Source organism: Longispora urticae, assembly GCF_053902585.1.
Genome location: NZ_JAQZSH010000041.1, coordinates 314,772 through 338,559, shown reverse-complemented (window position 1 = coordinate 338,559; position 23,788 = coordinate 314,772). Strand labels below are relative to the sequence as shown.

General features: G+C 71.2%; 22 protein-coding genes. 15 read left to right on the top strand and 7 right to left on the bottom strand.

Annotation, left to right across the window (positions count from 1 at the left end; translation table 11 throughout):
- Nucleotides 1-78 precede the first annotated feature (78 nt).
- On the top strand, nt 79-936 hold the full coding sequence (locus PT931_RS29245) for an ion transporter (RefSeq protein ID WP_456248927.1): 858 nt from the start codon (nt 79-81) through the stop codon (nt 934-936).
- Nucleotides 937-987: 51 nt separating this feature from the next.
- Here the strand turns inward: PT931_RS29245 and PT931_RS29240 are convergent, their stop codons facing one another.
- Nucleotides 988-1,719 carry a LamG-like jellyroll fold domain-containing protein gene (locus tag PT931_RS29240; RefSeq protein WP_456248926.1) on the bottom strand — a complete coding sequence of 244 codons (732 nt, stop codon included), beginning with the start codon at nt 1,717-1,719 and terminating at the stop codon, nt 988-990.
- 307 nt (nt 1,720-2,026) lie between these two features.
- Here PT931_RS29240 and PT931_RS29235 point away from each other — a divergent pair, with 307 nt between their 5' ends.
- Complete coding sequence (locus PT931_RS29235; RefSeq protein WP_456248925.1) at nt 2,027-3,217, top strand: LuxR C-terminal-related transcriptional regulator; 1,191 nt, start codon at nt 2,027-2,029, stop codon at nt 3,215-3,217.
- Nucleotides 3,214-3,366 (top strand): hypothetical protein, encoded by a 153-nt coding sequence (locus PT931_RS29230; RefSeq protein ID WP_456248924.1) that lies wholly within the window; start codon nt 3,214-3,216, stop codon nt 3,364-3,366. Before PT931_RS29235 ends, PT931_RS29230 begins: the two co-directional genes overlap by 4 nt.
- Here the strand turns inward: PT931_RS29230 and PT931_RS29225 are convergent.
- The 3 genes from PT931_RS29225 to PT931_RS29215 form a co-directional block, all read right to left on the bottom strand.
- Nucleotides 3,350-4,048 carry an adenylate kinase family protein gene (locus tag PT931_RS29225; RefSeq protein WP_456248923.1) on the bottom strand — a complete coding sequence of 233 codons (699 nt, stop codon included), beginning with the start codon at nt 4,046-4,048 and terminating at the stop codon, nt 3,350-3,352. The genes PT931_RS29230 and PT931_RS29225 overlap by 17 nt on opposite strands.
- A gap of 117 nt (nt 4,049-4,165) precedes the next feature.
- The gene (locus tag PT931_RS29220) at nt 4,166-4,660 is read right to left on the bottom strand and encodes an N-acetyltransferase family protein (protein ID WP_456248922.1); all 495 of its coding nucleotides are present in this window, start codon (nt 4,658-4,660) and stop codon (nt 4,166-4,168) included.
- Between the two features lie 61 nt (nt 4,661-4,721).
- Nucleotides 4,722-6,785 carry an MMPL family transporter gene (locus tag PT931_RS29215; protein ID WP_456248921.1) on the bottom strand — a complete coding sequence of 688 codons (2,064 nt, stop codon included), beginning with the start codon at nt 6,783-6,785 and terminating at the stop codon, nt 4,722-4,724.
- A gap of 234 nt (nt 6,786-7,019) precedes the next feature.
- On the opposite strand from PT931_RS29215, the gene PT931_RS29210 reads away from it, so the two are divergent.
- Nucleotides 7,020-8,381: a UDP-N-acetylmuramoyl-tripeptide--D-alanyl-D-alanine ligase gene (locus PT931_RS29210; RefSeq protein ID WP_456248920.1), complete on the top strand. Its 1,362-nt coding sequence runs from the start codon at nt 7,020-7,022 to the stop codon at nt 8,379-8,381.
- Here the strand turns inward: PT931_RS29210 and PT931_RS29205 are convergent.
- Nucleotides 8,378-9,826, bottom strand: coding sequence for a UDP-N-acetylmuramate--L-alanine ligase (locus PT931_RS29205; protein ID WP_456248919.1), 1,449 nt, complete (start codon nt 9,824-9,826; stop codon nt 8,378-8,380). The two genes, PT931_RS29210 and PT931_RS29205, sit on opposite strands and share 4 nt — an antisense overlap.
- A 358-nt stretch (nt 9,827-10,184) precedes the next feature.
- On the opposite strand from PT931_RS29205, the gene PT931_RS29200 reads away from it, so the two are divergent.
- Nucleotides 10,185-11,486, top strand: a complete 1,302-nt coding sequence (locus tag PT931_RS29200; RefSeq protein ID WP_456248918.1) for a Tat pathway signal protein — start codon at nt 10,185-10,187, stop codon at nt 11,484-11,486.
- A 24-nt stretch (nt 11,487-11,510) separates the two neighbouring features.
- Nucleotides 11,511-12,005: an SAM-dependent methyltransferase gene (locus tag PT931_RS29195; protein WP_456248917.1), complete on the top strand. Its 495-nt coding sequence runs from the start codon at nt 11,511-11,513 to the stop codon at nt 12,003-12,005.
- Between the two features lie 61 nt (nt 12,006-12,066).
- On the opposite strand, the gene PT931_RS29190 is transcribed toward PT931_RS29195, so the two are convergent.
- The gene (locus PT931_RS29190; protein ID WP_456248916.1) at nt 12,067-14,145 is read right to left on the bottom strand and encodes a restriction endonuclease; all 2,079 of its coding nucleotides are present in this window, start codon (nt 14,143-14,145) and stop codon (nt 12,067-12,069) included.
- A 239-nt stretch (nt 14,146-14,384) separates the two neighbouring features.
- The gene (locus PT931_RS29185) at nt 14,385-15,326 is read right to left on the bottom strand and encodes a LysR substrate-binding domain-containing protein (RefSeq protein ID WP_456248915.1); all 942 of its coding nucleotides are present in this window, start codon (nt 15,324-15,326) and stop codon (nt 14,385-14,387) included.
- Between the two features lie 106 nt (nt 15,327-15,432).
- Between PT931_RS29185 and PT931_RS29180 the strand changes: the two genes are divergently transcribed.
- The 9 genes from PT931_RS29180 (at nt 15,433) to kynU (ending at nt 23,770) form a co-directional block, all read left to right on the top strand.
- On the top strand, nt 15,433-16,851 hold the full coding sequence (locus PT931_RS29180; protein WP_456248914.1) for a 2-hydroxymuconic semialdehyde dehydrogenase: 1,419 nt from the start codon (nt 15,433-15,435) through the stop codon (nt 16,849-16,851).
- The gene (locus tag PT931_RS29175; RefSeq protein WP_456248913.1) at nt 16,848-17,621 is read left to right on the top strand and encodes a 2-keto-4-pentenoate hydratase; all 774 of its coding nucleotides are present in this window, start codon (nt 16,848-16,850) and stop codon (nt 17,619-17,621) included. The genes PT931_RS29180 and PT931_RS29175 overlap by 4 nt, the downstream gene beginning before the upstream one ends.
- A complete protein-coding gene (locus PT931_RS29170; RefSeq protein ID WP_456248912.1) occupies nt 17,618-18,409 on the top strand; it encodes a 2-keto-4-pentenoate hydratase in 792 nt (263 codons plus the stop codon). Before PT931_RS29175 ends, PT931_RS29170 begins: the two co-directional genes overlap by 4 nt.
- Before the next feature lie 65 nt (nt 18,410-18,474).
- Nucleotides 18,475-18,936: a RidA family protein gene (locus tag PT931_RS29165; RefSeq protein ID WP_456249002.1), complete on the top strand. Its 462-nt coding sequence runs from the start codon at nt 18,475-18,477 to the stop codon at nt 18,934-18,936.
- Nucleotides 18,933-19,484, top strand: coding sequence for a 3-hydroxyanthranilate 3,4-dioxygenase (locus PT931_RS29160; RefSeq protein WP_456248911.1), 552 nt, complete (start codon nt 18,933-18,935; stop codon nt 19,482-19,484). The genes PT931_RS29165 and PT931_RS29160 overlap by 4 nt, the downstream gene beginning before the upstream one ends.
- Nucleotides 19,481-20,488 (top strand): amidohydrolase family protein, encoded by a 1,008-nt coding sequence (locus PT931_RS29155; RefSeq protein WP_456248910.1) that lies wholly within the window; start codon nt 19,481-19,483, stop codon nt 20,486-20,488. Before PT931_RS29160 ends, PT931_RS29155 begins: the two co-directional genes overlap by 4 nt.
- Nucleotides 20,485-21,387, top strand: coding sequence for an acetaldehyde dehydrogenase (acetylating) (locus PT931_RS29150; protein WP_456248909.1), 903 nt, complete (start codon nt 20,485-20,487; stop codon nt 21,385-21,387). The genes PT931_RS29155 and PT931_RS29150 overlap by 4 nt, the downstream gene beginning before the upstream one ends.
- Nucleotides 21,384-22,508: a 4-hydroxy-2-oxovalerate aldolase gene (dmpG, locus tag PT931_RS29145; RefSeq protein ID WP_456248908.1), complete on the top strand. Its 1,125-nt coding sequence runs from the start codon at nt 21,384-21,386 to the stop codon at nt 22,506-22,508. Before PT931_RS29150 ends, dmpG begins: the two co-directional genes overlap by 4 nt.
- Nucleotides 22,505-23,770 (top strand): kynureninase, encoded by a 1,266-nt coding sequence (kynU, locus tag PT931_RS29140; protein WP_456248907.1) that lies wholly within the window; start codon nt 22,505-22,507, stop codon nt 23,768-23,770. Before dmpG ends, kynU begins: the two co-directional genes overlap by 4 nt.
- Nucleotides 23,771-23,788 lie beyond the last annotated feature (18 nt).

Here is a 23,788-nt window from a genome sequence, read left to right as displayed (position 1 = left end):
GCACACATGAAACCGGACTAAATATCCCATAGTATTCGGCGCGCACCCTCTGCCCCCGACGATCGGAAGTTCTCCGCCATGCTCACCCGTCGCATCGTCGCCGTCTGCGCGCAGGCGGTCGAGGCCCCGTGGTTCCACACCGTCAGCGCCGCCGTCATCGTGCTCAACGCGGTCGTGCTGGCCGTCGAGACGTACCAGTCGGCCGTCGACTCGATCGGCCCGCTGCTCACGTTCCTGGACACCGCGTGCCTGACGTTCTTCGTCCTCGAACTCGCCACCCGGTTCGTCGCGTGCGGCCGGCGGCCACAGGACTTCTTCGCCAACCCGTGGAACATCTTCGACCTCGTGGTCGTCCTGCTGGCCTTCACGCCGGGCGTCCGGGAGAACGCGACCCTGCTCCGGCTGGCCCGGCTCGCCCGGGTGCTGCGGGTGATCCGGATCTTCCCCACGATGCGGATCCTGGCCCGCGCGGTGTGGCGGAGCCTGCCCGGGGCGGCGAGCCTGCTCGTGATGGGCATGATCATGCTGTTCCTGTACGGCATGCTCGGCTGGATGCTGTTCAGCGAGCGGCTGCCGGAGCAGTACGGCTCGATCGGGCAGGCCGTCCTCACCCTGTTCTTCCTGATGGTGTTCGACAACCTCACGGACACGGTGCGCGCCGGGATGGCGGTGTCCCCGTGGACGGTGCTGTACTTCGTGTCGTTCGTGCTGCTGGCCGGCTTCCTGATGGTCAACATCCTGCTCGGCGTGGTGCTCAACTCCCTCGACGAGGCGCGCACCATCGAACTCGCGGAGAACGACGAGGACCCGCGGCCGTCGACCGGCCCGCCCCCGTTGGCCGAGCGGTTGGCGGCGCTGCGGATCTCGATCACCGAGATGGAGGCCGAGGTGGCCGCGACCGAGGCCAGCCGGGAACGCGAGGAGGTCCGGGCCTGAGCCCCCGCGGCCCGGCCCGGGGATCGCCTCCCCGGGCCGGGCCGGTCGCCGTTACGGCAGCGCGTACTTCGTGCGCAGGTAGCTGTCCGTGGCGGTCCGGTCGGCGTCCGACAGGGCGCTCTGGTAGACGATGACCTCGGCGAGGTCGCCGACCATGAAGTACGACCCGAACCAGGCGCCGATCTGCACCAGGGTCCAGCCCGTGTTGGTGGAGAAGGTGTGGCTGGACTTCAGGACGCCGTCGCGGTACACCCGCATGGTGTTGCCGTCGTAGCGGGCCGACAGCGCGTGGTACACCTTGTTGTTCCCGATCGTGCTCGTACAGACCGGCATGTTGTTGCCCAGCCCCACGAACAGCGCCTGGTTGCTGTTCTCCCACCGCATCTGGTTGTTGGGGTAGTTGCCACCCGGGCCGAGGATCATGCTGTAGCCCGAGGACTTGCTGTTCTTCCCCACGACGAACACCGAGAACGTGTACGGGTTCACCGGCGACGGGAAGTACATCGACTGCGCGCCGTTGAACCGCAGCGCCGGCTGGCCGTTCACCGCGTTCTGCACGAGCTGGGGCTGCCGGGCCGGCGTCGCCATGACGGCGTGGTGGCCGCCGCCGCTCTGGTCGGCCCAGTTGGACACGCTGGACCCGTTCACCGTCACGCCCGCGTCGGCGCGCAACCAGGCGATGGACCCGGCGGCGGGCGCACCGGCCGCCTGGGCGGGCATGGGAACCGCCAGTATCCCGGCCAGCACGAGTGCGAGACCTACCGCGTATCGCCGTAGCTTCATGAGTCAGCCCTTCCGTCGTCGCGTCGGGCGGCCGGTCGGGCAGCCCGAGCAACAGAGTCAGGGTCACACAGATGACGGTCAATGAATATCGACCCCCGTGCGCGATCACGCACGGGCCCGACTCCCACCCGTTCCGGGCCACAACCAGCAAGGACACCGAACATCCGACGGGTACGCGGGTGCGCGATCACGCACTCTGTCCATCGTGGATCTGGCTGATGCCATCGACATTCGTCATCCGCTATGGTGGGCCTCACGCTCGGCCCGGCACACCTCGGCACGTGGGTGCGCCGGCACGGTCTGGGAGGTGATCGACGTGGCCGACCCGGACCCGGTCGTCCCCGGCGCCCCGGTGCCGTCGCTCGTCCGCTGGGGCCGGTCCCCCGACGCGGACCTCGTCTACCGGACCCTCGTCACCTGCGGCCCCCGGTCCGTGGCCCGGCTCGCCGCCGACCTCGGCCTGCCGGCGCGCCGGGTCCGCGACGCCCTGGCCGAACTGTGCGCCATCGGGGCCGTCCGGACCGACGCCCAGCGGCGCTGGTGGCCGCACCCGCCCGCCGACGTCATCGCCGAACTCCGCCGGAGCAGGACCCGCCTCGTCGACCACGACGAACAGGCCCACCGGCACGAGTACCTGGTGGGACAGCTCGTACCCGACCGGGCGCTCGTCCTGGGCGCGGGCATCCGGCACCTGCCCAGCCGGCAGGCCGCCCGGGACCGGCTCGCCACGCTGGTGGCCGTCGAGCGGTACGAACACCTGGCCATGAACACCGAGCAGACCGTCAACGCCGAGGTCGCCCGCGCCGCGATCCCGATCCACCGGACCCTCCTCGCCCGGGGCGTGCGGACCAGGGCCCTCGGCCCGCCGCCCGCCGACGGCGACAGCCTGCGCCCCGAGATCCGGGAACTGCGCCGGCTGCGGATCGAGGGCCGCGAAACCCTGGACGTACCCCTCAAGTTGTTCGTCGTCGACCGCAGGGTCGCGCTGTTCCCCGTCGTCCCGCACGACTACGACCGGGGCTTCCTGGAGATCTCCCAGCCGCCGATCGTCGAGGCGCTGCTCGCCCAGTTCGAACGGCACTGGGAGCGGGCGACCCACCCGGAGGAGCACGCCGTGTCGCAGATCGTCCTGACGGCCCGGGAGCAGGCCCTGATCGCGCTGCTCGTCCAGGGCCACACCGATCAGACGGCGGCGCGGGAACTCCAGATCGGGCTCCGCACCGTGAGCAAGATCCTCCGGGGGCTGATGGACCGGCTGGAAGTGGAGAACCGGTTCCAGCTCGGGCTGGCCCTCGGCACCCTGCGTGCGGCCCGCCTCCCGGACCGTCCGGGCTGGTCCGAGGTCGCCGCCGCCCCTTCGCCCCGGGGTGCGGCGCCTGATGACGGGTCCGCCGCCCGGCACCCGTCGGCCGCGCCCGACGCCCGGCCCGGCGCACCAGGACGTTCCGGGTCCCCCGCACCACCACCGCCCACCCCGCACCCCCAGGAGCCCCGATGAGTACCCATCGCCGCCTTGCCCTTCTTCTCCTCGCACTCGTCGCCGGGCTCGCGATCGCCGGGGCCGGCGGAGGAGGTGGCAGCGTGACCAGCTTCGACGATCCGCCGGCGTGGCCGTGGTGCGGGGGCTGCATCACCGACTACCAGTAGCGGGGCGCGCCGGCCGGCCCGTGGACGGGAGCGGGCCAGCCGGCGGGAGCCGTGGTGCTGTCGCCGCGGCGCAGATCTCCGCTGGCGGGAGGGTCGCGTCGATCGACCTCAGTTTGTTCAGTGACCGGTAGTGCTCGACGGCGGACGCGAGCGCGGGCCGGTAGGACCGCAGTCCGAGGGTGACGCGTTCGGCGCTGTCGTCGGGGCGCTGGAACAACTCGCCGCCGCACTGGTCGCAGACGTCCGTGCGTGACGGGGGCGCGAACTCGAGGTGCCAGACCCGACCGCAGGCACGGCAGAGGCGCCGCCCGGACAGCCGACGCAGGACCTCGGCGTCGGGCAGGACCAGTTCGACCGCCCGGTCGACGGGGGTGCCCCGTTCGTCGAGCAGGGCGTCGACCGCCGCCGCCGGGACCGTGTGGCCCGGGAGTCCGTCGAGGACGAAGCCGGCGGCGCCGAGCCGGGCCAGGTGGTCGCGGATCAGGGACACCAGCAGCTGCTCCGGCACGGGTTCGCCCGCGTCCATGTGCCGCCTCGCCTGGACTACGAACGGGGCGTCCGCCCGGGTTCCGGTCTGGAAGACGTCGCCCGAGGTGATCACCGGCACGCCGAGGTGCGCGGCGAGGAGACCGGAGATGGTCTCCCGTTCGCTACCGGGCGGTCCGAGGACGATCAGACGCATCGGCGCATCCTAGCGGCCTGTGGCCGGTGACCGCGTGGCGCTGGCGGTACTGCCGTGCCCGGGCCTCCCGCTCTCCACGGTCGCTCCGGTGCCGGCCGTGACCGCGCGGTCGTGCGCTCAGCGCGCCTCGTGACCTGTCGGGTCGAGGCGGCGGAATCCGAGTGCGGTGTAGAGGCGCAGCGCGGGCGTGTTGGTCGGGTCGACGCGGAGTGCGACCTGGGGTCGGTCGGTGTGCGCGGCGAGGGTGAGTACGGTGGCCAGCAGCCGGTGGGCGAGGCCGGTGCGTCGGTGGGCCGGGGCGACGTGCAGGTCGATGACGAACGGGCAGTCAGGGGTGTCCGGCCACGGTGCGCGGTGCACGGTGTAGACGGCGGCGACCGGCTGACCGTCGTGGTCGACGCGCAGGCACGCTCCATGCCAGAGCGCACCGTACTGGCCGTGGAAGCTCGACCGAATGTCGTGGATGGACTCTTCCACGGTCGACCAGGAGACCCCCGGATCGTAGGCGGAGAAGTACAGGCGGCCGAGGGGTTCGTAGTCCTCGACGCACGCCCGCCGGATCCCGTGGCCGGACACGGGCATCGGGGTGGCGTCGGCGATGAGGACGGTCACAGCGGCAGCCTAGCCTCATCGCGATCTGGGCTGGCGCTGCGACCGGGCCACGTCCGGCGGTTCAGTCGCGCCGCCCCATCCTCCCCGGCCACCAGATCCGGTCCCCCAACTGGTGGGCCAGCGCCGGCACGAGCAGCGAACGCACCACGATCGTGTCCAGCAGGACCCCGACCATCACCGCCACACCCACCTCGACCAGGGCCACCAGCGGCAGCACCGCCAGCGCCGCGAACGTGGCCGCCAGCACCACCCCGGCCGACGTGATCACCCCGCCGGTGACCGCCAGCCCCCGCAGGGTGCCCTCCCGCGTGCCGTGCCGCCCGGACTCCTCCCGGACCCGGGACATCAGGAAGATGTTGTAGTCGATGCCGAGCGCGATCAGGAACACGAACGCGAACAACGGGAACGACGTGTCGGCCCCGGCGAAGCCGAACACGTACTCGAACAGCAGCGTGCACAGGCCCAGCGTCGCGACGAACGACAGCACCACGGTGCCGATCAGCAGCAGCGGGGCCAGCAGCGAACGCAGCAGCAGGGCAAGGATCAGCGTGATCAGGGCCAGGACCAGCGGAATGATCACCGTCAGGTCCCGCCGGGACGCCGCCCGGGTGTCGAGCTGCACGGCCGTGAACCCGCCGACCACGGCTGAGGCGTCGGGCACCGCGTGCACCGCCTCGCGGAGCCGGCGGACCGTCTCCGCGGCGGCGTCGCTGTCCGCGGGATCGGTCAGAGTCGCGTCGATCCGGACGAGACCGTCCACGACCTTCGGCGGTGCGGCCGGCGTGCCCGGCCGGCTCGGGTAGGGCACGACGGCGGCGACGCCCGGCACCCGGGCGGCAGCGACCACGGCGTCCAGGTCCGACGCGCGGGCGATCACGACGGCGGGACTGCCCGCGCCGGCCGGGAAGTGCCGGCCGATCGCCTGCTGCCCCTCGACCGAGTCGACGGTCTTCGTGAACGACTCGCTCTGCGGCACGCCCCCGGCGTCGAGCCGGAACAGCCCGCCGGCCAGGACGAGGAGCAGCAGGGACGGCACGATCCAGGCCAGCCGGGCGTTGCGCCCGACGAACCCGGCGATCCGGGTCCACCAGGGATGGTCGTCCCCGGGCTGCCCCGGCCGGGGCACGAGCGGCCAGAACGCCCACCGGCCGCCGAGCAGCAGCAGCGCGGGCAGCAGGGTCAGCATGACGACCAGGGCGGCGAGCACCCCGGCGGCCCCGACCGGCCCGAGCGCCCGGTTGGAGTTGAGGTCGGAGACCAGCAGGCACAGCATGCTCGCGGCGACGGTCAGCGCGGAGGCGACGATCGCGGGCGCCGCGCCGCGCAGGGCCGCGAGCATCGCGTCGACGGGCCGGTCGTGGCGGCGGAGCTCCTCGCGGTACCGGGCGATGAGCAGCAGCGCGTAGTCGGTACCGGCGCCGAACACCAGGACCGTGAGGATGCCCTGGGCCTGCCCGTTGAGGTCGACGACGTCGTTCTTCGCGAGGGCGTACACGACGGCGGCGGCCGCCGCGTAGGCCACGCCGACCGAGGCCATGGGGATGATCCAGAGCACCGGGCTGCGGTACACGACGAGCAGGATGACCAGCACGACCCCGGCCGTGACCAGCAACAACTGCACGTCGATGCCACCGAACACCGCGACCAGGTCGGCCACCAGCCCGGCGGGCCCGGCCACGTGCACGACGAGGCCGGGCGGCGCGCCGTCGCGGGCCAACTCCCGGAGCCCGGCCACGGTGGGCCCGACCTTCTGGCCGCCGGCGGTGACCGGTACGAAGACCTGCACGGCCTCCTTGTCGTCGCTCTCCGTGGCGAAGGCCGCGCCGCCGACCCCGGGCACCTGGGGAACCTTGGCGACCACGGCCGCGATGGCGGCGCGGTCCGGGTCGGTCAGGCCGCCACGGCGCTCGAAGACGACGACGGCCGGGGTGGTCGGCGTACCGGTGAAGGCGGCCGCGCTCTGCTGGGCGCGGGTCGCCTCGGCGCTGGCCGGCAGGAACGCGGCGTTGTCGTTCGTCTGGACCTCGGACAGTTTGCCGGACAGCGGGCCGAGGACTCCGGCGGCCACGAACCAGCCGAGCACGACGAGGGCGGCGACGCCGAACGCGTAGCGGGACTTGGACATGGGGCACACGATAAACCCCACCCAGGGGGCCATCCGGAGCACTCCCCACTCCGAATGCAGCTGTGAACAGGCGAAATCTCGACGGGTACCGGCACCTGCGGGCGCTCCCGGGTCCGGTACCCGTCACGCCCGTGGGTCTGGTCCTCCCGTCCGATGCGGTGGGTTACGGTGGCGGGCGTACCCGGATAGTTCGTTGATGTGGGGATTTCCGTGTTGCCTGTGACTGTGGGGACCGTGGCCGAGTTGACGGGTGGCCGGTTGGTCGATGTCGCCGATGACCAGGTGTTAGTGATGGGTCCGGTGGTGATGGATTCGCGGCAGGTGGCTCCGGGTGGCCTGTTCTGCGCGTTCGACGGCGAGCATGCCGACGGGCACGCCTTCGCCGGGGCCGCTGTCGCCGCCGGTGCCGTGGCGGTGCTCGCGTCGCGTCCGGTCGGCGTGCCGGCGGTGGTTGTCGAGGATGTGCAGACGGCGTTGGGGCGGCTGGCGGCCGGGGTGCTGCGGGAGTTGCCTGCCGTGGTGGTGGCGGTGACCGGGTCGGCGGGTAAGACGAGCACGAAGGACCTTCTCGGACAGGTACTCGCCGATGTGGGTCCTACGATCGCGCCGGTCGGTTCGTTTAACAACGAACTGGGTTTGCCGTTGACGGTGTTGCGGGCTGACGGGTCGACCCGGTTCCTGGTGTTGGAGATGGGCGCGCGGGGTAAGGGGCATATCGCGTACCTGACGACGATCGCCCCGCCGACCGTGGCGGTGGTGACCAATGTCGGGCATGCGCATGCCGGTGAGTTCGGCGGTGGTCCGGAGAAGATCGCCGAGGCCAAGGCGGAGCTGGTGGAAGCCCTCGGGACGGACGGGTTCGCGGTCCTCAACGCCGACGACCCCCTCGTGGCGGCCATGGCCAGCCGGACCTGCGGTCAGGTCGTCACCTACGGGCGGTCGGCCACTGCGCGGGTCCGGGCTGTCGAGGTCGTGCTCGATGAGCTGGCCCGTCCGTCGTTCACCCTTGTCGCCCCGGATGGCCAGGCCCCGGTGCGGCTTGACCTGCACGGCGTGCACCAGGTGGCCAACGCGCTCGCCGCCGCTGGAGCAGCTCACGCGCTCGGCGTGCCGGTCGGGCGGATCGCGGCGAGCCTGTCGCGTGCGCGTCGGCTGTCGGGCGGTCGGATGGAGGTGTCCACCCGCACGGACGGGGTGACGGTGGTCAACGACGCGTACAACGCGAACCCGGAGTCCGTGCGCGCAGCCCTCGACGCGTTGGCGCTGTTGGCGGGGAGCCGCCGGCAGGTGGTGGTGCTGGGTGCGATGCGGGAGCTGGGTGAAGAGTCGCCGGCCGCACATGTGCGGGTGGGCGAGGGGGCGGGCGGTCAGGCGGCCGTCCTCGTCGTGATCGGCGACGGACCCGAGGCCGGTTCCCTGGCTGAGGGCGCACGCCGGGCCGGGGTCGAAGCGCTGCGCGCGGTGGATGTGCCGGCCGCTGTCGAGCTGCTCGACGCGGTGCTGCGTTCTGGGGATGTGGTGTTGGTAAAGGCGTCCAACGGTGTGGGGCTCCAGGGACTGGCACGCCAGCTCGCGGAGCCCCACCGTCTGGCCTAGGAGACCGGCACGAGCCTTGTGGCCAGCCAGGCTGCGATGTCGGTGCGCAGCTCGGCGAGGCCGTCGGAGCCGAGCAGGATGACGACGTCGCCGGGGTGGGCGGTGTAGCTGACGAGGTCGGGCACCTCGACGGCGAGTACCTGATGCAGGGGTTTGCCGCTGTGCAAAATCTCCGCGGTGATGGCGTGCCCCGCGTCGTCCGTGGGCGCGGTGCTGTTGGCGGCGTTGACGTCGAGGAGGAAGATCCGGTCAGCGCCGGTGGCGAGTTCGTGGCCGATCTGCGGGCCGTGGGCGGTGACACGCGTCCAGTCGACGGGTTCGCACACCGCGATGACCTTCCCACCCTCACAGGTCATCAGCCGCGCGGCGGCGAGGTCGGCGGCGATGGCTGTCGGGTGGTGGGCGTGGGAATCGAGGATGACCACCCCGCCGGCCTCGGAGCGTTCCAGCCGGCGCCGCACTCCGGTGTACCCGGCGAGTGCTGCCACGGCCTCGCGGGTGTCGACGCCCAGGTGCGCGGCGGCGGCGAGCGCGCCGACGGCGTTGTGGGCCATGTGCGCGCCGGGCACGTCCAGTTCCATCGTGATCCGGCCGTGGGGACTGTCGAGGACGAGGGTGCTGGACGTCGGGTGCGCGGTGACGCTGTCGATGCGCCACATCGCGGTGTCGGCCCGGCCGTAGGTGACGATCCGCAACTGCGGTGCCGACACCGCCAGGCGAGTGGCCAGCTGCCTGGTGCCGGGGTCGTCGAGGTTGATGATCAGCGTGCCGCCGTCGGTGATCGAGGCGGCGAACTGTTCGGCGGCATCGAGAAGGTCCTCCAGCGTCGGGTACTCCTCGGTGTGGTCGTTGTCGAGGTTGGTGATGAGCGCCATCGAGGGGCGCAGGGCCAGGAAGGAGCGGTCGGACTCATCCGCCTCGCACACGAACAGCCGACTGGTCGGGTTGAAGTGCGCCGGGCCGAATCCGGCGGCGGGTACGGCGCCGATCATGTGGGAGGGATACATGCCCGCGCCGCGCAGGATCGTGGTGAGCATCGTGGTCGTGGAGGACTTGCCGTGACAGCCGGCGACCGCGATCGTGCAGCGCCAGGCCATCAGATGCGCCATCGCCACGGCCCGGTGCACAACCGGCAAACCCCGCCTGTGCGCCTCGGCCACCTCGGGGTTGTCGGGGCCGATCGCGGAGGTGACGACGACGCAGGTGGCGTCCGCAGGAACAAACCTCGGGTCGTGGCCGAGGTGCACCCGGCCGAACTCCTGCACCCGGGCGAACGCCACACCCGGATTCGCGTCGCTGCCGGACACGACGGAGCACGCCTGGTGCAACAGCTCCGCCAGGGCGCTCATGCCGGCCCCGGCGATGCCGACCAGATGCGGCCTCGACAGGTCCAACTGGTCGGGGGCGGTCGCGTCGGGCTGGAAGTTGCCACCTCGAGAACTCATGGTCATTCCCTTCATTCGTGGAGCCGGCACACGGTGCCGCCGCGTGTCGGGCAGGCCCGCTCCGCCGCCGGACTCGGGGTCAGCAGCGACGGAGCGGGAGACGATGGCGACTCGGAGAAACCAGCGGGCCGCAGGACTTCGAGTCCACTCGGGCCGGTGAACCGGCCACGTTCAGCAAACCGCGATTCGCGGAGTGTGAGTAGGCTGTCAAGGCCCCAGACGTGGTGAAAGCGGTGAAAGATCGACTTCCCGGCAGAGGTACGACATGGCGCACAGTCGCACTAGCAACGACCGACTAGCAGCAGTTATCGCAGAGACCGGGCTGTCGCATGCCCAGATCGCGCGGGCGTTCACCCGGGTGGCCGACGAGGTCGGAGCGCCGGAGTTCGCGGCGGTCAGCCGGTCGCACGTGTCGCACTGGGTGACCGGCACGGTCCCGTCCGGACGAGCGCCGACGATCCTGTGTGAGTCGCTGTCCCGCCGCCTCGGCAGGGAGATCACCCTGGCGGACATCGGTCTGGGAACCGAGAAAGACTCATCGGCCCCAAGGCCTGACTGGCACGCCGATACGCTGGTGGCGTTGGCCGATCTCGGGAGAGTGGACGTGGACGCAGACCGACGCCGCCTCATGCAGGGCGCCGCGTACTCCCTGGCCTCGCTCGCGGTTCCCGCCCCGGACTGGTGGGAGCAGATGCCCGAAGCGTCTGCCTGTCGTCATCCCGTAGGCGGCCGTGGGGTCGGACACGGTGATGTCGAGGCGGTCCGGGACATGGTTTCGATGTTCTCGACCGTCGACCAGCGCCGCGGCGGAGGCCACGCCCACACCGCGGTCGTCGGCTACCTCACCCGTGATGTCACGGCCTACCTACGCGGAGCGTTCGCCGACGAACATGTTCGTCGTGGCATGTTCTCCGCAGCCTCGGAGCTGGCCTATCTGGCGGGCTGGATGGCGTTCGACAACTCCGAACACGCCATCGCCCAGCACTATTTCACCAATGCGGTGAAACTCGCCGCCGAAGCCGATGACGCACCACTGGCGGGCCACGTACTTCGCGCCATGGCGCACCAGGCCGTCGACCTAGGCCACCCACAGCACGCGCTGCACCTGGCTGAAGCCTCAGTGGATGGCCGCCGGTACACCGACTCGAGTCCCCGGGAACGCGCGCTGCTCAAGATCGTGCATGCCCGCGCGTTGGCCGCCGCTGGACGGAAGTCGGACGCCGCAGTCGCCTTGCTGCGTGCGGAGGATGACCTTGCCACAGCCACGGCCGGGGACGAGGAGCCTTCGCGGGTGTTCTTCTTCGCCGAGGCGAGCCTGGCGCACGAGACCGCCTGCACCCTGCGCGACTGCGGCGACCTGGCCGGTGCCGCCAGTCATTTCCGTCGCAGCGTGCGGACCCGCAAGGCCGCGAAGTTCACGCGCACGCACGCCGTGACCCTCGGCTACCTCGGAGCTGTCCAAGCCCGTCAGGGAAATCTCGAAGAAGCCTGCGGCACGTGGTCGGCGTCCCTGGACGCAATGGACGGCATCCGCTCCGGCCGCACCCGCCAGGTCGCCGCCGACATCCGCTCCACCCTCAGTCCTTTCCGCGCGCGGGGCACCCGCACCGTGGCCGACCTGGAAACCCGCGCGGCCGACTACCTGGCCAACAACACCTGACCCACCAACGAGAGGAACCCTGCGATGCCCGAGTCCTTCCCCGTCGAGGTGATCGGCCACGTCATCGGCGGACGCACCGAACCCACCGACGACAACTGGGGCGGCAGCCGCTGCGTCATCCGCATCGACCCGAGCATGTTCCCCACCGACGCCACCCTCGGCCTGGAGGACTTCTCCCACCTCGAAGTCGTCTGGCACTTCCACCTCCAAGACCTCGACGGCCTGTTCCTCGGCGCCCGCAGCGCCCGCGACAACCCCGCCTGGCCCAAAGCCGGCAGCCTCGCCCACCGCAACATGAAACGCGTCAACCGCATCGGCGTCTCCCGCTGCCGACTCCTGAAAGTCGACGGACTCGACCTGCACGTCGAAGACCTCGACGCCGTCCACGGCAGCCCCGTACTCGACATCAAACCCTGGTTCCCCGAATTCGGCCCCCGCGGACCCATCCACCAAGCCGACTGGTCGCGGAAGATGCTGGGCGCGTACTTCGCCCCCATGGTGCCTGTGATCGAGGTATAGCGCCGATTGCCTTGTCAGCGAGGACACAGAGAACCGTTCTGGCGAGCTGCAGCCACACTTCTTACGAGCCTGCGTGTCTCTGGGATTCGTATGACTTCAAGACACGAACGACCTCATGCCTCCGTGCGTGCAGCACATTGATCGAGCCGAGGGTGATGGCGCCCAGCTCGGGTAGAAACTGTGGGCCGCCGCCAAACACGTCGAACTCGGGGAACAAGTTCGCGTAGGGAGTCCACGCCACGATGTGTTGATAGGTTCGCACCTTAATCACATCAATCTTGGTGATGACCTCCCAGGGGATCCATGCTGCCTCCGTGCGGGAGTAGACCTGGAGACCGGCCACCCCGACCTCGATTCGGACTGGAGATCTGGCCATCCGAAAGAACCCGACGGTAACCACGGCCAGGAAGACCACTCCGATCACGGCTCCCACCCGACCGATACCCGAGAATTCCGACGACAGCGAGATGACCAGAAGAAGCAACGCCAGGATGGTATTCAGCACGACGATGAACCAATAGACCTTGCGATGTGATTCCAGGGTGGTGAACCCGCCTTCGGGGTTCCCGCGATCAATGCGTGTCACGTTCCACGGCGGCGACGGGTGTTGCGATTCGGCCGCGCTCGACAACGCGGGTTGAGATGTTGAGGCTGCGCGAGTCGGCGCAGACGCATCCGTTCGCTGGTCATGCATTCTGGTCCGAGGGTCCGTCTGCGGTGAAACATCCGACACGGCAGCAGGTCGAGCATTCAGTCGAGTCAATTCATCAGGTGTCACCGCGATCGATGACAGCGGCGAAATCGAGAGTCGGGCCACAGCGACAGACATCTGCTCGGCGTCGGTCTCGTCATAACAGGCGATGAAGACATCGCCTGTCGGACCTTGACTGAGCTCTGTGACGGATGGACGGAGACGAAGCTGAGCGATCTCCTGGTAGTCGCCGCTCAAGATGTCGGTGCTCCCAAGGCTCACCGCGTCTGACGCAGTTAAGATCGTGCTGCCGCCGTTCATGACGAGTAACCCCATAGGGTTTGTCATGGTTCGCGGGATCCGTCGAGCGTCCCCCGCTCCCAAGGCGGTGATCAGCGTGCCGGCGTTCCCGATGACGACTAGCTCATGTGAGTTTATCCAAGCGGCGTTAGTGGCTACCGCAGTCGGGTACGCCAACTCGTAGCCGCGCTGGTCACCTAGTCGCCTGCCGAGCTGAACCATGGACGGACCCGGCCGCCCTTCCAAACTCCCATTACTCAACGCCCATGCCTCACCCTGGGGATGCGCGAGCAAGCAGGTAGCCCCAGGTAGCGCTCCAGCGATGACGGTAACCCGGCCATCATGGAATCGTCCGACCCCTGAACCTCTAGCGAAGAGGAACCCGCCGTCAGAGTCAACGAGAGGGCTGCGGTGACACCCCGGTATCGGCACGGCCCATCCGATGGTTCGGCGCTTCAGGTCAGCAGCCAGAACACCTCGGTCGGTCGTCACCAGGAGACGGTCGCGGTCGATACTGGCAAGTCCCAGTTGCCTCGATGAGTCGACCGTCAAAATCACTTGGCCTTCCACGCCAGGTACACCAGAACGGATCAGACCGCCCCTTTCCCCCGGCTGCGTCCATCGCCCTGGCGGCGCCTCTGTCGTCGCCATCAAGTCGGTGAGCGTGGTGTGAGCCTCACCCCGGAAGGCTGCCCGATCGTGTACACGTGAAAGCAATTCCTGCGGCGGAACCAGCCCGCTCAACATCGCCTCGAAATGATCGACGTCGAGCAGTAGCACCTCTAGGCGGTCACCGTCAGCCACGTCGGCGAGCGCCTCATCGCTATAGCCGGACATCGACAGAAATACCCCGTACGTACCAGCCAGCCGCTGCCGCACACGCTTCTGTAACTTCGCGATGTACCCCGTGTCGGCTCTCGGCCTCTCCCACTTGGCCTCCAACACATACCGGATGCCATCGACAGCGAATGCGACATCAATCTCGCCCTTGGCCCGCACCGAGGCCTCGGCAACTAAGCCCCAACAGCGCAGCATCTCAGCGATGACCTCGTTGAAGCGTTGGCCGCGAGACTGCGGCGTGTGGCCGTCAAGCCGCGCAAGTCTGCCGTACTCTTCTATCAGCCGTCGTAGGCCCAGAATGTCCTGCACACCGACAGTCTGCACGTCGACCAGTCGTAATGTCTCCCGCCGCAGGTAGATGCCTCTTCACCGGTACTGCAGCGTTGCCGTGGCTGGCTCGCGAGATCCCGATAAGCGCTCAGAGAGCCGAGCGAGGTTGCTGCGGACCGAGCGAACTGTCCGGTTCGGCCTTGAGTTGATGCGAGTCGGACAACCTGCTGTCCGTAGTCTCAGGCCGCCCGGTAGCTGACCTAGCCCATCACGGTCGCTTAGTGCCCGGCCGTGTCCAGTGCCCCGCGCAGCTCCTCCGCCCGCCCCCGCAGATGCGCCAACATCAACCCCGCCGAGGGCGTCAGCAACCGCTCGGACAACAACGTCACCCCGACGGCCCGCCGCACCGACTCCAACGCCACCGGCAACGCCACCAACCGTTCATCGGTACTCACCACCAGCCCGGGCAGCGCCGCGATCATGTCGGTCTCCACGAGCAGCGCCCGCATCGTCAGGATCGACGTGCACTCGACCCGGTCGGCGGGCAACTCCAGGTGATGCCGGGCCAGAACCTGTTCGAGCTCCTGCCGGAGCGCCGTCTGGGTGAGCGGCAGGATCCACGGATAGTCCATCAGGTCGGCCAGCGTCAGATCGGCCCGACCGACGGCCGGGTGTCCGGCGCGGACGACGAGACGCACGGGCTCGCTGTACAGGGTCACCTGGCGCAGCTCAGGACGGGTGTGCACCGGGTTGAGCCGCCCCACGATCAGGTCGACCTCCCCGGCGAGCAGCGCCGGCACCAGCGTGTCGAACGTCGACTCGCGGACGACGACCGTGACGCCGGGCCGGTCGCGTTTCAGGGAGGCGATGGCCCGGGGCAGCAGGACGTTGGAGCCGGCGAGCAGGGTGCCGATGGTGACGGTGCCGACCTCGGCGTCGGCGAGGCCGACGATCCGTTCGCCGGCCCGGCGCAGTTCGGTGAGCACCGCGCGGGCGTGCTCCAGGAAGGCCTCGCCGTAGACGGTCGGGCGCATGCCGCGCGGGCCGCGGGTGAACAGGTCGACGCCGAGGAGGTCCTCGACCTCGCGGAGGGCGCGGGTGGCGGCGGGTTGGGCGAGCCGGAGGTGTTCGGCGGCGCGGAGGACGCTGCCGTGGTCGGCGATGGCGGTGACCAGGACGAGGTGGCGGAGTTTGAGTTTGCCGCCGAGCAGGTCCGGCACGGGGTCTCCTATATCAAACTTGTTATGCCTAAGGCGCAGATCAGTATTAGTCAAGCATAGCTCTGGGGGTCAGAGTGATGGGCACAACCCGACCCGAGGAGATCCGGTGCTGTACATCGACGGAGCTTTCGAGTCCGCCGCCGACACGTTCGCGCTGGTGGACCCCACGGACGGCCGCACGACCGGTGTGGTGCCCGAGGCGTCCGCCGGGCACGTGGACCGGGCCGTGGCCGCCGCCCGGCGCGCGCTGGGTGGGCCGTGGGGCGACGCGGGGGTCGAGGAACGCCGGGCCGTGCTGCGCCGGATCGCCGACGGGATCGAGGCCCGGTTCGACGAGTTCGTGGCCGCCGAGGTGGCCGACACCGGGAAGCCCCGCGCGCTGGCCGCGACCGTGGACATCCCGCGCGCGGTGGGCAACTTCCGGGCGTACGCGGATCTGCTGTACGGGCGGGCCGAGGAGGCGTACCCGACGGCGGCGCACGGTTGGAACTCCGGCGCGGCGCTGTCGTACACGCTGCGCCGGCCGCTGGGTGTGGTCGCGGTGGTCGCGCCGTGGAACCTGCCGCTCCTGCTGCTGACCTGGAAGGTCGCGCCGGCGCTGGCCATGGGCAACACGGTGGTGGCCAAGCCCAGCGAGCTGACCCCGCGCACGGCGACCCTGCTCGCGGAGGTGATCGACGCGGCCGGCGTACCCGCCGGGGTGTTCAACCTGGTGCACGGGGCCGCCGCGACCGGGGCGCTGCTGGTGGCGCATCCCGGGGTGGACGCGATCGCGTTCACCGGGGCCACCGCGACCGGTCGGACGATCATGAAGGCTGCCGCCGAGCACCTGACCCCGGTGTCGTTCGAGCTGGGCGGGAAGAACGCGGCCGTGGTGTTCGCCGACGCGGATCTGGAGGCGGCGGTCGCCGGTACGGTCCGGTCGAGTTTCACGCACGCCGGGCAGATCTGCCTGTGCACCGAGCGGGTGTACGTGCAGCGTCCCGTCTATGACCGCTTCGTCCGGGCACTGGCCGAACAGACCCGGGCACTCAGACCGGGCGTCGACTACGGCCCGATGATCTCCGCCGAGCACCGCGCGAAGGTTCTGGGCTACTACCGGCTGGCCGAGGAGGAGGGCGCGACGGTCGAGGTGGGCGGCAACGCCATGGACCAGGGCTTCTTCGTCGAACCGACCGTGCTGACCGGGCTCGGCGACGACACTCGGACCGTGCGGGAGGAGATCTTCGGGCCGGTGTGCCATGTGGCGCCGTTCGACACGGAGACCGAGGTGGTGGGGCGGGTGAACGACTCGGAGTACGGGCTGGCGGCCACCGTGTGGACCACCGACCTGTCCCGGGCGCACCGGGTCGCGGCGCGGATCGAGGCCGGCATCGTGTGGGTGAACTGCTGGAACCTGCGGGATCTGCGTACCCCCTTCGGAGGTCTGCGTTCTTCGGGGATCGGCCGGGAGGGCGGCGCGCACTCGCTGGACTTCTTCTCGGAGCCGGTGACGGTGTGCGTCGGGATCGGGGCGGAGCAGTGATCCGGGAAGCAGCCGACAGACTCGCCGAGGCCCGGCGGACCGGGGTGCCGTGCGCGCCCGTCCGGGACCTGGTCGGCACCGCCGCCGAGGCCTATGCCGTCCAGGCTCTGGGCACGGAGCGCGCGCTGCTCGACGGCCGCCGGCTCGTGGGGCGCAAGATCGGGCTGACCTCGGTGGCCGTGCAGCGCCAGCTCGGGGTGGACTCGCCGGACTTCGGCGCGCTGTTCGCCGACATGTGCCTGCCCGACGGCGCGGAGGTGCCGGCCGGGGCGGTGCTGCAACCCAAGGCCGAGGCGGAGGTGGCGTTGGTTCTCGACCGCGACCTCGACCGCGGGCGGCACACCGTGGCGGACCTGATCCGGGCCACCGCGTTCGCGCTGCCGGCGATCGAGGTCGTGGGCAGCCGGATCCGGGACTGGGACATCACGCTGGTGGACACGGTGGCCGACAACGCGTCCTCGGGCCTCTACGTGCTCGGCAACCGGCCCGTGGCCCTCGCCGACGTGGACCTGCGGCTCGCCGGCATGGTCATGGAGCGCCGGGGCGAGCAGGTCTCCGTCGGGCTCGGTGCGGCCTGCCTCGGGCATCCGCTGCACGCCGCGCTGTGGCTCGCCGACACCCTCTCGGCCCTGGGCACCCCGCTGCGGGCCGGGGACACGGTGCTCACCGGGGCGCTCGGCCCGATGGTCGCGGCGGTGCCCGGGGACGTGCTGGAGGCCCGGATCGACGGTCTGGGTTCGGTGCGGGTCGCGTTCGGAGGAGAATCATGAAACACCTCGACGGGTACGCGGGGCAGAGCGCCCTCGACGGGTACGCGCGGCAGCTCGACGACGCCGTCCGCGACCGTCGGGCGATCCCCCGGCTGACCAGCGCCGGACCGCTCGACGTCGCGTCGGCGTACGCGGTGCAGCGCGCGGCCCTCGACCTGCGGGTCGCCCGGGGCGAGACCTTCGTGGGCGTGAAGATGGGCTTCACCAGCCGGGCGAAGATGGCCCAGATGGGCGTCGCGGACCTGATCTGGGGCCTGCTCACCGACGCCATGGTCGTGGAGGACGGCGGCCGGCTCGACCACGCGGCGCTGATCCACCCCCGGGTGGAACCGGAGCTCGCGTTCCTGCTCGGCGAGCCCCTCTCCGGGCCGGTCACCCCGGCCACGGCGGCCCGCGCGGTCGCCGGCGTCGCGGTCGCGTACGAGGTGCTCGACTCCCGGTTCGCCGACTTCTCCTTCTCGCTGCCCGACGTGATCGCCGACAACGCCTCGGCCGCCGCGTTCGGGGTCGGCCCGTGGCACGACCCGTCGTCGGTGGACCTGGCGAACCTGGGCATGCTGCTGGAGATCGACGGCCGGGTCGCGGCGGCGGGGTCCTCGGCGGCGATCCTCGGGCACCCGCTGCGGTCGCTCGTGGCGGCGGCCCGGCTCGCGGGGGCTGCCGGTCTGGCGCTGGAGCCGGGCTGGGTCGTGCTGGCCGGGGCCGCGACGGCTGCGGTGGAGCTGCCGGCGGGCGCGCACGTCCGGGTGGTCGCGGCGGGTCTGGGACACGTGGAGGTGACGACGTGACCGGCCACGACCCGCGACCGGCGACCGCTCCGGGCCCGGACGGTCCGGCCGACGCCGTACCGGCAGTGTCCGGCGAGGATGCCGCCGCCCCGACCGTGACCGGTCGAGGCGAGGCGCTGACCGTGGCCGGGGCCGCGCCGCCCCGGGGCCGGTTCCCGCACGTCCGCCGGGCCGGTGACCTGCTCTTCGTGTCCGGTACCAGTTCGCGGCGGCCCGACGGCACGTTCGCGGGGGCCACCGCCGACCCGATGGGCGTCACCGACCTCGACATCCGCGCGCAGACCACGGCCGTGCTCGACAACGTGGCGGCCATCCTCCGGGCGGCCGGCGCGGACCTCGCCGACGTGGTGAACGTGACCACGTACCTGGTGAGCATGAACGACTTCGGCGGGTACGACGCCGTCTACTCCGAGTACTTCGACGAGTCCGGGCCGGCCCGCACCACGGTCGCCGTGCACCAGCTCCCGCACCCGCACCTGTTGATCGAGATCGCCTGTGTGGCGTACGCGCCGAGGAGGCCGCAGTGAGGCAACCGTTCAACTTCCAGCGCTGGATCGACGAGCACCGCGACCTGCTCCGCCCGCCCGTGGGCAACGTGCAGGTCTGGCAGGGCACCGACCTGATGGTCACCGTCGTCGGCGGTCCCAACCAGCGCACCGACTTCCACGACGACCCGGTGGAGGAGTTCTTCTACCAGCTCCGGGGCAACATGGTCCTGCGGATCATGGAGGAGCCGGGCCGGCCGCCGGTGGACGTGCAGCTCAACGAGGGCGACGTGTACCTGCTGCCCGCGCACGTCCGGCACTCCCCCCAGCGCCCAGAGCCGGACAGCATCGGCCTCGTGGTCGAGTACGCCCGGCCGGAGGGCCACCTCGACGCCTTCGAGTGGTACTGCCTGGAGTGCCACCACCTCGTCCGCCGCTCCGAGGTGCGGGTCACGTCCATCGTGGACGACCTACCCCCGGTGTTCACCGCGTTCTACGACTCCGACCGGCTGTGCCCGCACTGCGGCGCGACCCATCCCGGGAAGCAGTGGCCGGAGTCCGCGCGGCCCGTGGTCGAGGTGCGCCCGTGAGGCCGCCGGTGGTGGACAGCCACGCGCACGTGTTCCCCGAGATCAGCCGGGCGGAGGGCCGGGCCCTGGGCGTGGCCGACGAGCCGTGGCTGCGCCGGGACGCCGACGGCGCGGGCATGATGATGACCGGCGGGGCCGAGTACCGGCCGGTGACCGCCGGGTTGTGGGACCCCGTCGAACGGCTGGCCGCGATGGACGCCACCGGGGTCGACATCCAGGTCGTGTCGTCCACGCCCCTGATGTTCGGCTACGACGCGCCCGCCGACCGGGCCGCCGACTGGTGCGCGCTCGTCAACGAGCGGATCCTGGCGCACTGCGCGGCGGCGCCCGAGCGCCTCGTACCCCTCTGCCAGGTGCCCTTGCAGGATGTCGACCTCGCCTGCGAGGCGGTCACCGCGGCGGTGGCGGCCGGGCACCACGGCGTGCACATCGGCAACCATGTCGGCACCGACTACCTCGACGACGGCGCGATGGTCGAGTTCCTCACGCACTGCGCCCAGCTCGGCGCGCCCGTGCTCGTGCACCCGTGGGACATGCTCGGCGCGGACCGGATGGCCGGCCACATGCTGCCCTGGCTCGTCGGGATGGCCGCCGAGACCCAGCTGACCATGTTGCGGCTGGCCCTGTCCGGGGCGTTCGACCGGCTGCCGGCGTCGCTGCGGCTGTGCTTCGCGCACGGCGGCGGCAGCTTCCCCTACCTGCTCGGCCGGGCCGACAACGCCTGGCACCGCCGCGACCTGGTGCGGGCGGACTCCGCGAAGCCGCCGTCGGGCTACCTCGACCGGTTCACCGTGGACTCCGCCGTGTTCGACCCGCGCGCGCTGCGGCTGCTCGTCGAGGTGATGGGGGCCGACCGGGTGCTGCTCGGCTCGGACTACCCGTTCCCGCTCGGCGAGGAGACCCCCGGCGACGTGGTCCGGGCCGGCATCGCCGCCCCCGACGACCGGGACCTCATCCTCGGCGGCAACGCCGTCGGCTTCTTCGACCTGAAAGGCAACCGATGACGGGCACCGTCGCGATCATCGGCTCGGGCAACATCGGCACCGACCTGATGATCAAGGTACTGCGCTCCCCCGCGCTCCGACTCGCCGCCCTGGCCGGCATCGACCCCGACTCCGAAGGGCTCGCCCGGGCCCGCGCGCTCGGCGTGCCCACCACCCACGAGGGCGTCGAGGGACTCGTGGCGATGCCCGGCTTCGACCAGGTGACGGTCGTGTTCGACGCCACCTCGGCCGGCGCGCACCGCCACCACGAGCAGGTCCTGCGCCCGTACGGGGTCCGGCTCGTCGACCTGACCCCGGCCGCGATCGGCCCGCACGTGGTGCCCGCCGTCAACCTCGACGAGCACCTCGACGCGCCCAACCTGAACATGGTCACCTGCGGCGGGCAGGCCACCGTGCCGATCGTCGCGGCCGTGCACCGGGTCGCCCCGGTCGCCTACGCCGAGATCGTCGCGTCCATCGCCTCGCGCTCGGCGGGCCCCGGTACCCGGGCCAACATCGACGAGTTCACCGAGACCACCGGGCGGGCGCTGTGCACCGTCGGCGGGGCGGCCCGGGGCAAGGCGATCATCGTGCTCAACCCGGCCGAGCCGGCCCTGATCATGCGCGACACCGTGTACTGCCTTGTCGGGGACTGCGACCCGGCCCAGGTCACGGCGTCGGTGGAGAAGATGGTCGCGGAGGTGGCGGCCTACGTGCCCGGGTACCGGCTCAAGCAGGAGGTCCAGTTCCGGGCCGTCGCTGCCGGCGACCCCCTCGCGGACCTGGGTGGACCCGGGTATCTCGTGTCCGTGTTCCTCGAGGTCGAGGGCGCGGGCGACCATCTGCCGGCGTACGCCGGGAACCTCGACATCATGACCTCCGCCGCGTTGCGGGTGGCGGAACGGCTGGTGAAGGCATGACCACGCACGACTCCCCGGCCGTGACCGGCGGCACGCACGTCTTCGTCCAGGACGTCACCCTCCGCGACGGCATGCACGCCAGCCGGCACCGGTTCAGCACCGCCCAGGTGGCCACGATCGCCGCGGCGCTGGACGCCGCCGGGGTCGCCGGCATCGAGGTCGCGCACGGCGACGGCCTCGCCGGCTCCTCCGTGAACTACGGCCCCGGCGCGCACACCGACGACGAGTGGCTGGCCGCTGCGGCCCCGGTGACCCGGAACGCGGTGCTCACCACCCTGCTGCTGCCCGGGATCGGCACCGTGGCCGACCTGCGCCGCGCGCACGCCCTCGGGGTGCGGTCCGTCCGGGTCGCCACGCACTGCACCGAGGCCGACGTGTCCGCCCAGCACATCGCCACCGCCCGCGAACTCGGCATGGACGTCGCCGGCTTCCTGATGATGTCGCACCTGGCCGAGCCGATGGAACTGGCCCGGCAGGCCCGGCTGATGGAGTCCTACGGCGCGCACTGCGTCTACGTCACCGACTCCGGCGGCCGGCTCACCATGAACGACGTCGCCGACCGGGTCCGCGCGTACCGCGACGTGCTCGACGACGCGACCGAGGTCGGCATCCACGCACACCACAACCTGGGCCTCGGGGTCGCGAACTCCGTGGTGGCCGTGGAGAACGGCGCCCGCCGGGTCGACGCGTCCCTCGCGGGGCACGGCGCGGGCGCGGGCAACTGCCCGCTGGAGGCTTTCGTGGCCGTGGCCGACCTGATGGGCTGGACCCACGGCTGCGACCTGTACGCGCTGATGGACGCGGCCGACGACCTGGTCCGGCCGTTGCAGGACCGCCCGGTGCGGGTCGACCGGGAGACGTTGACGCTCGGCTACGCCGGGGTCTACTCCAGCTTCCTGCGGCACGCCGAGGCGGCGGCCGCCCGATACGGGCTCGACACCCGCGACATCCTCGCGGAGGCCGGGCGACGCCGCATGGTCGGCGGACAGGAGGACATGATCGTGGACATCGCCCTGGACCTGGCCCGCGCCGGGGCCACCGCGCGACCGGCGCCGGCCACCGGGGCCGCACCGGCCCAGGCCGCGCCCTTCGGGGGTCTCCTCCCGGGTGGTGCCCGGTGACGAGCACCGACTACACCGAGGCCGCCGCCTTCCGCCGCGACGCCGACGACCCGCTGCCGACCCTGCGCCCCGAGTTCCACATCCCGCCGGCACCCGGCGGCCGGTACCCGGAGGCCGCCTACCTGGCCGGCAACTCCCTCGGCCTGCAACCCCGGGAGACCCGGTTCCTGATCGCCCGGGAACTCGACGACTGGGGCCGGTACGGCGTGGAGGGCCACCACCGCGCGGAGCGCCCCTGGTACCGCTACCACGAGCTGCTCCGCGAACCGGCGGCCCGCCTGGTCGGCGCGCTCCCGCACGAGACCGTGGTGATGAACTCCCTCACGGTGAACCTGCACCTGATGATGGCCACGTTCTACCGGCCGGCCGGCGAGCGGACCCGGATCGTGATCGAGGACTCGGCGTTCCCGTCGGACTCGTACGTGGTGCGCAGCCAGGCCGTCCACCATGGACTGGACCCGGACGCCACCGTGGTCCGGCTGCGGCCCCGGGCGGGCGAGGAGTGCCTGCGCACCGCCGACGTGACCGCGTTCCTGGCCGCCGAGGGGCACACCGTGGCCCTGGTGCTGCTCGGCGGGGTGAACTACCTGACCGGCGAGCTGATGGACATCGGGGCCATCACGGCGGCCACCCGGGCGGCCGGCGCGGTGTCGGGCTGGGACCTGGCGCACGCCGTGGGCAACGTGCCCCTCGCGCTGCACGACTGGGGTGTGGACTTCGCGGCCTGGTGCTCGTACAAGTACCTGAACAGCGCGCCGGGGGCGGTGGCCGGCTGCTTCGTGCACGAGCGGCACACCGCCGACCGGAGCCTGCCGCGGCTGTCGGGCTGGTGGGGCACCGATCCGGACACCCGGTTCCGGATGCCGGCGGAGTTCGAGCCGGTGGCCTCCGCCGACTCCTGGCAGCTGTCGAACCCGCCGGTGCTCGCGATGGCCCCGGTGCTGGCGTCGCTGAGGCTGTTCGACCGGATCGGGATGGCCACCCTGCGGGCGAAGAGCCTGCGGATGACGGGGTACCTGGCGGGACTGCTCGCCGAGGCCCCCGGCCTGACCGTGATCACGCCGAAGAACAGGGGCTGTCAGCTGTCCGTCCGGGTGCCCGGGGACGCGGACAAGCTGGCCGCGCGGATGGCCGAGGCGGACGGGGTGATCGCCGACGCGCGGTACCCGGACGTGATCCGGCTCGCGCCCGTGCCCCTGTACTCGACGTTCCATGACTGCTGGCGCGCCGCCGACGCGCTGGTCCACCACTCGGGGGTCTAGTTCCACCACAGGAGAGAA